Annotated in this window: 12 protein-coding genes; 1 reads left to right on the top strand and 11 read right to left on the bottom strand. The window is 65.7% G+C overall.

The genetic code is table 11. The features are described from left to right. Window positions 1-5: 5 nt before the first annotated feature. The 10 genes from ybeY to lepA form a co-directional block, all read right to left on the bottom strand. Window positions 6-458: an rRNA maturation RNase YbeY gene (ybeY, locus tag FB389_RS02870; protein ID WP_142111273.1), complete on the bottom strand. Its 453-nt coding sequence runs from the start codon at window positions 456-458 to the stop codon at window positions 6-8. Window positions 459-466: 8 nt separating this feature from the next. After that, window positions 467-1,420 (bottom strand): PhoH family protein, encoded by a 954-nt coding sequence (locus FB389_RS02875; protein ID WP_142113461.1) that lies wholly within the window; start codon window positions 1,418-1,420, stop codon window positions 467-469. Between the two features lie 53 nt (window positions 1,421-1,473). Beyond that, complete coding sequence (locus FB389_RS02880; protein ID WP_142111274.1) at window positions 1,474-1,830, bottom strand: histidine triad nucleotide-binding protein; 357 nt, start codon at window positions 1,828-1,830, stop codon at window positions 1,474-1,476. An 18-nt stretch (window positions 1,831-1,848) separates the two neighbouring features. Beyond that, a complete protein-coding gene (locus FB389_RS02885; RefSeq protein WP_142111275.1) occupies window positions 1,849-2,607 on the bottom strand; it encodes a 16S rRNA (uracil(1498)-N(3))-methyltransferase in 759 nt (252 codons plus the stop codon). Next, on the bottom strand, window positions 2,604-3,719 hold the full coding sequence (dnaJ, locus tag FB389_RS02890) for a molecular chaperone DnaJ (protein WP_142111276.1): 1,116 nt from the start codon (window positions 3,717-3,719) through the stop codon (window positions 2,604-2,606). Before dnaJ ends, FB389_RS02885 begins: the two co-directional genes overlap by 4 nt. Window positions 3,720-3,754: 35 nt before the next feature. Further along, window positions 3,755-4,795, bottom strand: coding sequence for a heat-inducible transcriptional repressor HrcA (hrcA, locus tag FB389_RS02895; RefSeq protein ID WP_246043486.1), 1,041 nt, complete (start codon window positions 4,793-4,795; stop codon window positions 3,755-3,757). A 97-nt stretch (window positions 4,796-4,892) separates the two neighbouring features. Next, window positions 4,893-5,762 carry a DUF3097 family protein gene (locus FB389_RS02900; RefSeq protein WP_142111278.1) on the bottom strand — a complete coding sequence of 290 codons (870 nt, stop codon included), beginning with the start codon at window positions 5,760-5,762 and terminating at the stop codon, window positions 4,893-4,895. 5 nt (window positions 5,763-5,767) lie between these two features. After that, window positions 5,768-7,705, bottom strand: a complete 1,938-nt coding sequence (locus tag FB389_RS02905; protein WP_142111279.1) for an acyltransferase family protein — start codon at window positions 7,703-7,705, stop codon at window positions 5,768-5,770. 83 nt (window positions 7,706-7,788) lie between these two features. After that, window positions 7,789-9,057, bottom strand: a complete 1,269-nt coding sequence (gene hemW / locus FB389_RS02910; RefSeq protein WP_142111280.1) for a radical SAM family heme chaperone HemW — start codon at window positions 9,055-9,057, stop codon at window positions 7,789-7,791. Next, window positions 9,054-10,946, bottom strand: coding sequence for a translation elongation factor 4 (gene lepA, locus FB389_RS02915; protein ID WP_281282017.1), 1,893 nt, complete (start codon window positions 10,944-10,946; stop codon window positions 9,054-9,056). Before lepA ends, hemW begins: the two co-directional genes overlap by 4 nt. A 228-nt stretch (window positions 10,947-11,174) precedes the next feature. Here lepA and FB389_RS02920 point away from each other — a divergent pair, with 228 nt between their 5' ends. Further along, window positions 11,175-11,957 carry a maleylpyruvate isomerase family mycothiol-dependent enzyme gene (locus tag FB389_RS02920; protein WP_170207842.1) on the top strand — a complete coding sequence of 261 codons (783 nt, stop codon included), beginning with the start codon at window positions 11,175-11,177 and terminating at the stop codon, window positions 11,955-11,957. Window positions 11,958-12,005: 48 nt separating this feature from the next. Here FB389_RS02920 and FB389_RS02925 read toward each other — a convergent pair whose 3' ends face one another. Next, window positions 12,006-13,478 (bottom strand): glutamate synthase subunit beta, encoded by a 1,473-nt coding sequence (locus FB389_RS02925; RefSeq protein ID WP_142111283.1) that lies wholly within the window; start codon window positions 13,476-13,478, stop codon window positions 12,006-12,008. Window positions 13,479-13,502 lie beyond the last annotated feature (24 nt).

Genomic DNA, 13,502 nt, shown 5'->3' on the forward strand with positions numbered 1-13,502 from the left:
GCCATTCACCTGCCCGCTAAGAACGTGAGCAGCAGTTTTCGCTGCAGCGCAAACATTTCGCGTTCCTCTTCCGGCTCCGCGTGGTCGTAACCCAAGAGGTGCAAGATGCCGTGGGTGGTCAACAGCAGTAGTTCCTCGACCGTCGAGTGACCGGCGATCTGCGCCTGGCGCACCGCCACCTCGGGACACAAGACGATGTCTCCTAGCAGGCCCTCGGGAGCAGATTCCGCCTCCGAGCCCGGTCGCAGTTCGTCCATGGGGAACGATAGGACATCCGTGGGGCCGGGCTCGTCCATCCACTTGACATGCAAGTCGGTCATCGCGTCGGCGTCGACAAAGACAATTGCGAGTTCGGTTTGCGGGTGCAGGTGCATCTGCGCCATCACGTACTGCGCGAGCGCCGAAAACTCCGCCTCGTCCACCTCGAATCCGGACTCATTATTAACCTCAACGCCCACGCGCGCTACTACCTCCGACCAGAAACACGATTGATACGCCCATCACTTGATGTGACCTCCCACCTGCCGTATGCGTCGATGATGTCCGCCACGAGCCGATGCCGCACCACGTCCGAGGAGGTCAGATGGCAGAACGCCACATCGTCCACTCCCATCAGCACGTCCTCGATCGTGCGCAGCCCCGAGGCGATCCCGCCGGGAAGGTCCACCTGCGTCACGTCCCCGGTCACCACCATCCGCGAGTTGAAGCCCAGGCGTGTCAGGAACATCTTGAGCTGTTCGACTGAGGTGTTCTGCGCTTCATCGAGAATGATGAAGGCGTCGTTGAGGGTGCGCCCACGCATGTATGCGAGCGGAACCACGTCCACGGTGCCTTGCTCGATCAGCCGCGGCAAAAGGTCCGGGTCCATCATGTCACGCATCGCGTCATACAGCGGGCGCAGGTACGGGTCTATTTTCTCGGTCAGGGATCCGGGCAGGTATCCGAGGCGCTCACCGGCCTCCACCGCGGGCCTTGTCAGGACGATCCGACTGACCTGTTTGGCCTGCCAGGCCTGCACCGCCTTGGCGACCGCCAAGTAAGTCTTGCCGGTGCCCGCCGGGCCGATACCGAAGGTGATCGTATTGGCGTCGATCGCGTCGACGTATCGGCGTTGGCCGACGGTCTTGGGACGGATGGACTTGCCCCGGTTGGATACGATATCCATGCTCAGAACCTCGGCCGGCCGGATCGGCCGGTCGCCCCCGAGCATGGTGGCCGAACGCCGCACGACGTCGGGGTCCAGGGCCACGCCCGCCAGGACCAATTCGACCAGTTCGTCGATGAGACCGGCCGCCACCGGCACCTGATCGCGGGGACCGCGCAAGGAAAACTCGTTGCCCCGGACATGAAAATCGATGGCCGGGAAGCTGTCCTCAAGGGCCCGCAGCACGCTGTCCGAATGCCCCAGCAACGCCGCCATCGAGACGTGCGCGGGGACGGCGATGCTGTGGACGGACTGCGCAGACGACGAACTCACGCGGGTGACCACCCCAGTTGCTCACCGGCTATCACATGCGCGTGAACGTGGAAGACGCTTTGCCCGGCGCGCGGCCCGGAGTTGAATATCAGGCGGAATTGGCCGTCCGCGAGCGTCCCGGCGACCTGATCGGCCAGGCTGACCATCTCCGCGAGCAGATCGGCGTCACCGGCCGCGACCTGCGCGACGTCGCCGTAGTGCGCCCTGGGAACGACCAGGACGTGCACGGGAGCTTGCGGGTCGATATCGCGAAACGCGATCACGTTGTCGCTGGAGGCGACCACATCCGCCGGTAACTCGCCCGCGACGATGCGGCAGAACAGGCAGTTGGTGGAATCGGTGGGAGTCGTCATGGTTGTAAGCCTAGCGCGTCACGCCCATGCGCCACAGAGCGCGTTGGTTGCGGCTATGGCGGCCGCCCCGGCCGTCGAGGTGCGTAGCACGTTATCGCCGAGCTTGACTACCACGCCGCCGGCGGCGACCAGGCTTGCCGTTTCCGCGGTGCCGATGCCGCCCTCCGGACCCACCACCAACCACATCGGGGTAACGTCGGCATCGACAACACCAACGAGCGAGCGGGTCGCCTCCTCGTGGAGTACGAGGACCCGCACCCCGGTGGCTACTGCTTGCGCAACCTGCTGCGCCAATCCTCGCGAATCCACGACCGGGTGCACCCGCGGCAGCCACGACCTGCGCGACTGCTTGGTCGCCGCGCGAACCGCGTCGTGCCATTTCGCCTGGGACTTTTCCGTGCGGTCCCCGCGCCACCTCACTACGCAGTTCGCCGCCTGCCACGGGATCACCGCGCTCACGCCCAACTCGGTGGCCGTCGAGATCGCGAGTTCGGCGCGATCTGCCTTGGCTAGTGCCTGCACCAGGGTGATCTCTATCGCGGGCGGTGGCTCATGGGTCACTTGTGCGACGCGAACCGTCAACGACTTGCCGTGGTTTACCTCGACGCTCCCCGCGATTCGCAGTCCGTCCCCGTCTACCAGGTGGATGGATTCTCCCGCCCGCAGGCGTTGCACCATCGCGGCGTGGCGGCCCTCGTCCCCTCCCAGCACGATCGAGTCACCCGCGCTCGGCACGCCCCCGCCCACGGGCTTGTAAAAAAAGGTGGGCGCGCTCACTGGCGGCCAGAGAGCTTCTCACGCAGCCGCGAGAATACGCCCTTGGAAGTCGAGTGCACGCGCGCGGCCGGCCGCTCTTCGCCGCGCAGGCGCGCAAGTTCTCGCAGCAAGTCGCGTTGCTCATCGGTGAGTGCTTCGGCGATCTCGACCTCGACATGCACGTCCAGGTCACCGCGCGATTGAGAGTGCAGGCGCCCAACGCCCAATCCGTGCATCGTCAGCACCTCATCGGGTTGGGTGCCCGGTGGGATGTCGAGCGTCTGCGTGCCATCGAAGGTTTCGAGTTCGATAACGGTACCCAGTGCCGCGGCCGTCATGGGCAGCGTCACGGTGCAGTGCAGGTCATCTCCCTGGCGGGCGAAAACCTCGTGATCGAGCACGCGGATCTGCAGGTACAGGTCGCCGGCCGGTCCGCCGCCGGGACCCACCTCGCCCTTCTCGCGGAGCCGCACGCGGTTTCCGGTTTCCACCCCCGCAGGGATTTCGACCGTCAGGTCTGTCTCGGAACGCACGCGCCCCTGGCCAGCACATTCCTGGCAGGGGGAGGGCAGAACCGTGCCGTGTCCGTCGCACATGGCGCACGGCGCCGACGTCATGACCTGGCCCAGGATCGAACGCGCCACGCGATTGACCGATCCGCGCCCGTGGCATGCCTGGCAGGTTTGGGGGCTCGTCCCCGGTGCGCAGCACGAGCCCTGGCAGGCCGGGCACACTACCGCCGTGGTCAGCGGGACCGTTATCTGCGCACCGAACACGGCATCGCGCAGGTCAACCGCGACCTCCTTGAGCGCATCCTGGCCGCGACGGGTGCGCGGCACGGGCCCCTGCGAGGCGCCCCCGCCGCCGAAGAACGTCTCGAAGATGTCCTGGAAGCCAAAGCCTCCGGCGGCGCCGCCCCCCGGGGCACTGGGGTCAACGCCCATGTCGTACTGCTCGCGCTTTTGCGCGTTCGACAGTACCTCGTAGGCGTGGGTGACTTCCTTGAAGCGGTCCTCCGCCCCGGGGCCGGCGACATCGGGGTGCAGCTCGCGAGCGAGCTTGCGGTAAGCCTTCTTGATCTCTTCGAGCGATGCGGTGCGGGAAACCCCGAGCACGGAATAGTAATCAGTCACTGAGTCTTGCAGTCCTTTGTGTTGGCGTAAGTTCGCTATGCGGCGACGAATCGCGACAAGTAGCGGGCTATTGCGCGCACGGCGCTGATGGTCGAGGGATAGTTCATGTGCGTGGGCCCGATGGAGCTGATCGTGGCGACCAGATCAGCCCCGTGACCGTAACCGGAGGTCACCACCGACGCGTGGGCCAGCGCGTCAACCTGCGTTTCCTTACCGATGCGGACCGAAACCGGAGCCGTGTCGTGCGCCATCTCGGTCAAGAGGCGCAACAGCACGACCTGTTCTTCGAGGGCCTCAAGGACCGGCCCCAGCGTGCCACCGAATTCGATCTTGTCGGCCAGGTTCGCCGCCCCGGCCGCCACGATCCGTTCCTCGCGCTCCTCACCCAGGGCGTCCAGCACCGTTTGCGCCACCCCGAGAGCGAGCGGCCGGATGGCCGGGCGCACGGCCTGCGCGCATTCGTTGATCGCGGTCGCCAGTTCGGGCAGCCTCTTGCCGTCCGCGGCGCGATTCAGCTCCCCGCGCAGGTCGGCCAGGTCCTCCTCGGTTACCTGCGATTCGAGAGTAGTGATGCGTTGCTCGACCCGTCCGGTGTCCGTGATGATAACGACGAGCAACCTATCGGCGGACAACGCCACGAGCTCCAGGTGACGCAGCGAACTGCGCCGCAGGGACGGGTATTGGACGATCGCAAGCTGCCCGGTCAGCTGCGCCAGCAACTGGCTGGATCGCGCAATCACATCATCTAGATCGATGCCGCCGCCCAAGAATGCTTCCACCGCACGGCGTTCGGACGCCGACATGGGCTTGATGGTCGTGAGCCGGTCGACGAAAAGCCGGTATCCCTTGTCAGTCGGGACGCGGCCAGCAGAGGTGTGGGGCTGGGCGATGAGCCCCTCGTCTTCCAAAATCGCCATGTCGTTGCGGATGGTGGCAGGCGAGACGCCCAGCCGGTACCCCTCGGCCACCGATTTCGATCCGACCGGCTCGTGGGTTGCGACGTAGTGCTCGATGACGGCCCGCAAGACGCTAATGCGACGCTCGGCGGTCGTTAGACGCGGTCCTGTGTCCGTCACGAAGCTCCCTTCGGCGATTTTGCTTTGCGCTGGCTGCATGTTCTTGCAAGGACGAGGCCACCTCCCACCTGGCACTCACATCCTTAGAGTGCCAATCTTACGCCGGTTCCGGATCGGTAGTCACGAAATCGATGAGGTTTTCCACAGGCCCGAGCAGTTCGGGTTCGAGATCGCGATAACTGTTGACTCGCGAAAGGATGGCGCGCCAGCCGTCGGCAACGTCCTCCTGCGTCGCGTGGGCCAGTCCCAGATGCGCAAGAATTCCGCGCTTCCATTCGACAGTTCGCGGTATCTGCGGCCAGTTTTCCAGCCCCATAACCCCCGGCTTCACGGCCTGCCAAACATCGACATAGGGGTGCCCGACGACCAACAGCGCATCTTGCGGCCACTGCCGGCGAACATGCTCGACCATTATGGATTCCTTCGAGCCTGCGACCAGGTGATCTACCAAGACCCCCACGCGAGCATCGGGCGTCGGCGCGGTGACCTGCAAGACGGCCTCGAGGTGATCTACACCCCGCAATATCTCGACAACGACTCCCTCTATCCGCAGATCGTCGCCCCAAATGCGTTCGATGAGTTCCGCGTCGTGCGTGCCCTCGACCCAGATCCGCGAAGCCCTCGCCACGCGCTCGGGAGCATCGTGCACCGCCACCGACCCGGAGGCCGTACGCGTGGGGCGCGCTAGCGCTGTTCTAGTTCCGGGGGCAATCAATGTGACGGGCTTGCCGTCGATCCAAAATCCCGGGCCGAGCGGGAACGTGCGAACGCTGCCGCGCCTGTCCTGCAGGACGACAATGTGCTGTCCCCCGGACTTCTCGACGCGAACCACCGCCCCGACCCATCCGGTCATTACCTCCTCAACGACGAGCCCGCGCCGCGCGGGCACCTCAACGCTGACGGGTTTTCTTTTGTGATGCGGGGTGCGGCCCGAAAGCACGTCGGCCGAATACCGATCGAAACTCATACCCGTCAAAATACCGTCTCCGGCACTGCCTTGAGCGCGTCCACGACCAAGTCAGCGTAGATTCCGGTCTTGTTAGGGTACGGATGTATGCCGTCGGGCCCGAACGCGCCCGGGTGCTCGTTGGCAACAGCGTCCCAGTCCGCGACGAAGACGTTCTTGTATTTTTTCGGCGCGGCGCGCAACGCCCTATTTGTCGGTTTGATCCAACTGCGCTGTGCATGCCCCGTCAGAAATACGATCGCGCGGCCCTTACCTACAGCGCTTACGACGTCGGCAATGATCTCTGCGTCGATCGTGGAGTTTGTCGCCAAGGCAATGACGACATAGGGGCGCAATTCGCCGCTGTCGCGAAGATCCTTGATGATGCCGGGAGCGGCGTTCATGCTCCGTCCCACCTTTGCAAGGATTCCGATCTTGGGCAGTTCCTTTTCGAGTGCTTGGGCAGCGGCGAGCGTTACCGAATCGCCGATAATCGTGGTGTTCTTACCAATCGGTTTGGGAGCAACAGCGCTTTGTTGCGGTGCGCTCGTCTCGCCTTTCGCGGCGTCGCCTGTCTTCTTGGTGGAGCTATCCGCGGACCGGGCCCCAGCAGCGTCTTGTTCGCTCAGCGCCTCCACGAAAGCCTGCCCGGCGGCCAACTGCCGATCCAATTCCGTTTGCGTCGGGGCCGTAGCCACCGCGTGCGCCGTTCCCCCCACCGCGAGGATCGTGGCGGCCCCGATCGAGGCGACCACCCGGCGCGTGTGCGCGGGCGCGTTGGCCCGCAAGGCCTTGACCGCGCCGACGGCGGTCAGCTTGAACCCGAGCGTGCGAACGGGTTGCTCAACGAACCGATACGACAGGGCGGTGATCACGAACGTCAGCGTCACGATGAGGACCTGTCGGACCCATTCGGGCCAGCCGCCGAGGCCGTAATAGGCGATAACGACGAGCGGCCAGTGGTACAGGTAGAGGCCGTAGGAGCGCTGCCCAACCCACGCAAGCGCACCGCGTTCGGCCCGCTGCGCAAAATTGGGCAAGCACAGCAGCGCGGCGATGATCACGGCCGCGCTGAGGCTGGCGAGCGTGATTCCATAAATGTAGGTGGCCGCCGACGACCATTGCAGGTACGCCGCCGTGCCCGTAATGATGCCCGCCGCCGCGATCGCCGCCGCGCGGGCCGTCACGTGCGCCCGCGCCGTGCGCCGGGCGCGCAGAATCATGCGCCATCCGCTTCGAGACGATACCGCGGCGGCCAGAGCCGCCCCTAGCATCAAACCGGCAAGGTGCGTGTGGGTTCCGTAGTAGACCGCCGACGGGTCGTCCTTCACGCTCCCGGCGATGGCCATGGCGACTGCCGATAGGGCAGCGATGGAAAGCGAAGCCAACGCCACATACCGCAATGGTCTGGCATCGGTAGCGTCGCGCAGTCCGCGGCGCCGCCGCGAACGCATCACGCCGAGGACCACCGTGAGGATGAGCGGCCACACCAGGTAGAACTGTTCTTCCACCGCAAGCGACCACAGGTGGGTAAACATCTCGGGGCTAAAACCTGACGCATAGGACGACCCGGCCGCGATATACAACCAGTTCGAAGTGAACGTCAGCGCGCCGACGATCTGCCTGCCGATCCCGACCAGAATGTCCCCGCCGATCAGGCCCGCGATGGCCGTGCCCGCAAGCACCGCGGTCAGGAGTGCCGGCAGGAGCCTGCGGGCTCGTCGCAACCAAAAGCGACCCAGATCGATGCGCCCGTTCGCCTGCCATTCACGCAGAAGCAGGCCCGTGATCAGGAAGCCGGAAACGACGAAGAACACGTCGACCCCGATGAACCCGCCGGGCAGCCATTGCGGGAAGATGTGGTAGACCAACACCAGCACGACGGCGAGTGCGCGCATGGCATCGAGGCCGTAGATGCGCCCTGCGAAGGGGTGCGCTTCGTCTCGCTTGCTGCCTTGTTCCATCGCCGCGTTGTGCCCCCGTAGTCGCCCGCCTAAACCACCTCATGATAGGCGGGCCGTGCGACATTTCGGCGGAATTGCGGGCGTCAGTCGCGTGTCAGTCGCGTCACAACTCCGTCGGCGAGCAGCCGCCCCCTGCGGGTCAAAACCAGGAACCCCGCGATCGCCGCGTGCCCATCGATGAGCCCCTCGGCGATCAATGCGGGGATTTCCGCGCGAGCGGACGGGGGCAAGTCCTGAACCGGCATCCCCGCGCGAAGGCGTATGCCCAGCATCATGGACTCGAGTTCGCGCGCGGCTGGGTCGAGCCATTCCAGGCCCGCCGCAGGCGACAGCCCCGCCGTCACCCGCGCCGCATAGGCGCGCGGGTGCTTGACGTTCCACCAGCGGAGCCCTCGTCGGTCCTGATCGTCCCCCCTGGACAGGCCACCGAGGTAGGAATGCGCTCCCGGACCGACGCCCCACCAATCGTGCCCCCGCCAATACGCCATGTTGTGCAGGCAGCGGTGATCAGCCGCATCATCCGTGCGCGCCCAGTTGGAGATCTCGTACCAGCAATACCCCGCCGCGGTAAGCATGTCGTCCGCCAGCTCGTACTTGTCGGCCTGATCATCCGCGCTAGGCATGCCCACGGCGCCGCGCCGCACCTGCGCCGCCAACTTGGTGCCCGGCTCGACGGTCAGCGCGTAGGCGGAAATGTGGTCTGGTCCCGCCTCGATCGCGGCCCGCACGCTCGCTCGCCAATCGGCCAACGATTCACCCGGCGTGCCGTAAATCAGGTCGAGTGATACGTCCAGCCCCGCCTGCCGCGCCCACGACACGCACGGTCCGATGCGTTCGGGCGCATGGGTGCGTTCAAGGGTCGCAAGCACGTGCGGCACCGCGGACTGCATCCCGAACGACACCCGCGTGAACCCGCCGGCGGCCAGCTCTTGCAGGTAGCGCAGATCCACCGAATCCGGATTTGCTTCCGTGGTGACCTCCGCGCCGGGCGCAATGCCCCACTGCTGGCGGATCGCATCGAGCATGGCGACCAGGTCGGATGCGGGCAACAATGTGGGAGTCCCGCCGCCGAAGAACACGGTGCTTACCTGCCTGCCGGGGTATCCGGCCGCTCGCATCGCTTGCCCTGCCAGCTGGACTTCCAGGGCGGCCACCGTGGCATAGTCCCGCTGGCTCGCTCCCCCACCCAGTTCGGTCGCCGTGTATGTATTGAAGTCGCAGTACCCGCAACGCACGCGGCAAAACGGCACGTGGACGTAGACGCCGAAGGGATTGCTGGCATCGCCGAACTGACCGTCAGCCAACGGACCCCCCGCCGGAACCTCCTGGCCGGAGGGGAATGCGGGGCTCACTTCTTCTTAGCGTCCTTCGACTCTTTGGTCGATTGCTCGGAGGAAAGCGCGGCGATGAATGCTTCTTGGGGGACATCGACACGCCCGATCGTCTTCATCCGCTTCTTGCCTTCCTTCTGCTTTTCGAGCAGCTTGCGCTTACGCGAAATATCGCCGCCGTAGCACTTAGCCAACACGTCCTTGCGGATGGCGCGGATGGTTTCGCGGGCGATGACCCGCGAACCGATCGCGGCCTGCACCGGGACCTCGAATTGCTGGCGCGGGATCAGTTCCTTGAGCTTCGCCGTCATCATGACGCCGTATGCGTAGGCCTTGTCCTTGTGGACAATGGCGCTGAAGGCGTCGACCTGTTCGCCCTGCAGCAGGATGTCGACCTTGACCAGGTCGGCTACCTGCTCGCCGCTCGGTTCGTAATCGAGCGATGCGTATCCGCGCGTGCGCGACTTCAACTGGTCAAAGAAGTCGAAAACGATTTCGGCCAGCGGCAGTGTGTAGCGCATCTCGACGCGATCCGCCGACAGGTAGTCCATCCCCAGCAGGTCGCCGCGGCGCGTCTGGCACAGCTCCATGATGGCGCCGATGAACTCGCTGGGCGCCAGGATGGTCGCGCGGACCACCGGTTCGCGCACCTCCTTGATCTTACCCCCGGGGAACTCACTGGGATTGGTCACGTGTACCTCGGATTTGTCCTCCAAGACGACGTCGTAGATGACGTTGGGCGCGGTCGAGATTAGGTCCAGGCCGAACTCACGGTCCAACCGTTCGCGGACGATCTCCAGGTGCAGCAGGCCCAGGAACCCGACGCGGAAGCCGAATCCCAGCGCGACGGAGGTTTCCGGTTCGTAGTTGAGCGCGGCGTCGTTGAGCTTGAGCTTGTCCAATGCGTCGCGCAACGCCGGGTAGTCGGATCCATCGATGGGGTAGAGCCCGGAAAAAACCATCGGCTTGGGGTCGGAATAGCCGGAAAGCGGCTCGGTGGCCCCGGCCTGCAGGCTGGTGATCGTGTCGCCCACTTTGGACTGGCGAACGTCCTTGACGCCCGTGATGAGGTAGCCCACCTCGCCCACGCCCAGACCCGCCGTCGGGATCGGCTCCGGCGAAATGACACCAATCTCCAGCAGCTCGTGCGCGGCCTTGGTCGACATCATCGCGATGCGTTCGCGCGGGCGCAGCGCCCCATCGACGACGCGAACATAGGTAACGACGCCGCGGAATGTGTCGTACACGGAATCGAAAATCATGGCCCGGCACGGCCCCTCGGATTTACCCTGCGGCGCGGGCACCACCCGAACGATCTTGTCCAAGAGCGCCTCGACGCCCTCACCCGTCTTACCCGAAACCTTCAGGACATCGGCCGGATCGCATCCGACCAAACCGGCAATCTCCTCGGCGTACTTTTCGGGCTGCGCCGCCGGCAGGTCGATCTTGTTGAGGACCGGAATGATCTCCAGTTCGTTGTCGAGCGCCAGATACAGGTTCGCAAGCGTCTGCGCTTCGATGCCCTGCGCCGCATCTACCAAGAGCACCGCGCCCTCGCACGCCGCGAGCGACCTGGACACCTCGTAGGTGAAGTCCACGTGCCCGGGGGTGTCGATCATGTTGAGCGCGTACGCGCGCTCGGTGCCGTCTTCATCGCGCACCGCCCACGGCATCCGCACGGCCTGCGATTTGATCGTGATTCCGCGTTCACGCTCGATATCCATGCGATCGAGGTACTGCGCGCGCATGGCGCGTGCCTCAACCACGCCGGTGAGCTGGAGCATGCGGTCCGCCAGCGTGGACTTGCCGTGGTCGATGTGCGCGATGATGCAGAAGTTGCGCAGCAACTTAGGAGCCGTCGCGGCCGGTTGGATGGCGCGGGCGGTGGCGGGGCTCGGGATTGGTGACACGGTCTTTTCAGGCTCCGAATCGTGAGGGGTAAGGGCGACGGGCGCGCCATGCCGGTGGGCGGGCGACGCTATACGGCCTCCCATTCTTCCACGGAAAACCCGGCTCGGTCGCAACGCATTGCCGCGCGCTTACCAATGGCGCAACGCCGCCGACACCGAAATCCCGCCTCGGTCGTGGCGCCTTCGCGCGTTTGCGGTCGTGGGATGACTGGGCCGCATAATTGCCATATGACCGACGAGTTCCCCGCCTCCCCTCCCCCCGCCGCCACTGCACCCAGCACCTGGTCTGGGCCCGCTGCGCACCCCGCTGCCGCCGACCACCTATCGACGCTGCGCCTTGGCCAGTCATGGGTCCGGAACCTTCTTGGGGGTGCCGACCCCTCGGCCCCGGTGCCCTGGTGCGGAACCTGGCAGGTCGCCGACGTCGCGCTGCACCTTGGAACCGTCCACCTGTGGGCGGCCGCGATGATGCGCGGGGTTGACATCGGCGTGCACGATCCCGCAGCTCCGCGCGACCGCGAGTCGCTGGTCGACTTCTACGATTTCGCTGCGAACATTCTGTGGGATTCGTGCGTGAGCCTGGACGCGGATCGCCGCGCGCTCACCCTGGACGGTCCCGGCCCGCCGGGATACTGGTGGCGCAGGCAGGCCAACGAGACACTGATTCACGCCGCGGACATTGCCCGCAGCCTCGCCGCGGACGAAACGCTCAACCAGGTCAGCGCCGAGCAGTGGGACGATGTCACCGATGAGGTCGTGTCGTCGCTGGCGCCCCGCCAGGTGCGGTTGCAGCGGCTTGCTCCCCCGGCGACCGCCATCGCCTTCCAGTCGACCGACACTGCGGCGCGGTGGGTGTGGGGCCCCGGCGACCCGGTGGCGAAGGTCAGCGGGCCGTCCAAGGATGTGGCCCTGACCTTGTGGGGGCGCACCTCCCCGTGGTTCGCGGCCCCCGAGATCGAGGGCGATGAGGATGCGGCACGCCGAGCGCTCGCCTCGAAGCTAACGCCGTGATGCTCCCCCGCGATGGGTGAGGATCGCTTCGCGCTATCCGGCAAACTGCTACGCGCGCAGTGGCTGCTCCGTGGCGCCGATGGCGTGCGGCAGCTCCGTGCGCCCCATCAGGTACTTGTCCACCTCCGCGGCCGCAGACCGGCCCTCGGCGATCGCCCACACGATAAGCGACTGGCCGCGCCCGGCGTCCCCGGCGACGAACACGCCGTCGACCTGGGTCGAATAGTCGTCCGCGCGCTCCACGCGGCCGCGCTCATCGACGCCCAGGCCCCAGTCGCGGCCCATCTCGGCCCTATCGACACCGACGAATCCCATGGCCAGCACCACTAGCTGCGCCGGCAGCCGGATCGGGGCACTCGAAATGGGAACGAAACGTCCCGCGTCGAATTCGACCTGTTCTAGCTCGATATGCGTCACTGAGCCGGATTCGTCCCCCAGCAAACGACTGGTCGACACCTGGAAGAGCCTTTCGCCGCCCTCCTCGTGCGAGCTGGATACCTTGAAAATTGCTGGGTGGATCGGCCACGGTTGGTTAGCGGGGCGGCCGGCCGGCGGCTGCGGCATGATTTCCAATTGAGTGATGGATCGTGCGCCCTGGCGCACGGCGGTGCCGATGCAGTCCGATCCGGTGTCGCCGCCGCCGACGACGATCACGTCCAGGCCGTTTGCGTCGTAGTGCTCGGTCACGTCCTTGCCAAGCGCCTTGCGCGTCGCGGGGACCAGGTAGTCCATGGCCTGGATGACCCCACCCAGCTCTCGCCCGGGGACCGGCAGATCGCGCGGAGTCGGCGAACCGATCGCGATCACCACGGCTTCGTATTGCTCTCGCAACTGGGCGATCGTCGTGTCCTTGCCGACGTCGATTCCGCACCGGAACGCCGTCCCCTCGGCGATCATCTGATCGATGCGGCGGTCAATGACCGACGAGGCCATCTTGAACTCCGGTATCCCGTACCGCAAAAGCCCGCCGGGCGCGTCGGATCGTTCATACACGGTCACCTGGTGCCCTGCGCGCGTGAGTTGCTGGGCGGCCGCTAGGCCCGCGGGCCCGGAGCCGACCACGGCGACGCGGTTGCCGGTGTGCCGGTTGATCACCATCGGCGTTATCAGTCCGCGGCTGAAGCCCTCCTCCGCGATCGCCACCTCGATGTTGCGTATGGTCACCGCGGGGTCATTGATCGAAAGCACGCATCCGGATTCGCACAGCGCCGGGCACAGCCGACCGGTGACCTCGGGAAGATTGTTGGTCGCGTGCAGCCGCTCGACCGCATCCTCCCAGTGGCCGGTGCGCACCAGGTCATTCCATTCGGGCACCAGGTTGCCGAGCGGGCAGGAAAAGTGGCAGAACGGGACCCCGCAGTCCATACAGCGGCTGGCCTGCCGCCGGGTCATATCCAGGCCTGCCGCGCCCTCGGGCTTGCTGGGGTGCACCTCGGCAAAGTCGCGTATCCGCAAAGGTACGGGTCGGTCCAACGGCAACTCACGGTTGCGCGTCCGCAAGAACCCGCGCGGATCTGCCATCGAAGTACCCCTTTGCTAACGTGC

The organism is Rarobacter incanus (genome assembly GCF_006715765.1).
Classification (GTDB): Bacteria; Actinomycetota; Actinomycetes; order Actinomycetales; family Cellulomonadaceae; genus Rarobacter; species Rarobacter incanus.

Excerpts from the sequence above, each read along its gene's own strand:
- FB389_RS02875 (WP_142113461.1), bottom strand. The coding sequence starts at position 1,420 with ATGGCGGCGTTGCTGGGGCATTCGGACAGCGTGCTGCGGGCCCTTGAG.
- FB389_RS02880 (WP_142111274.1), bottom strand. The coding sequence starts at position 1,830 with ATGACGACTCCCACCGATTCCACCAACTGCCTGTTCTGCCGCATCGTC.
- FB389_RS02900 (WP_142111278.1), bottom strand. The coding sequence starts at position 5,762 with ATGAGTTTCGATCGGTATTCGGCCGACGTGCTTTCGGGCCGCACCCCG.
- FB389_RS02905 (WP_142111279.1), bottom strand. The coding sequence starts at position 7,705 with ATGGAACAAGGCAGCAAGCGAGACGAAGCGCACCCCTTCGCAGGGCGC.
- FB389_RS02920 (WP_170207842.1), top strand. The coding sequence starts at position 11,175 with ATGACCGACGAGTTCCCCGCCTCCCCTCCCCCCGCCGCCACTGCACCC.
- FB389_RS02925 (WP_142111283.1), bottom strand. The coding sequence starts at position 13,478 with ATGGCAGATCCGCGCGGGTTCTTGCGGACGCGCAACCGTGAGTTGCCG.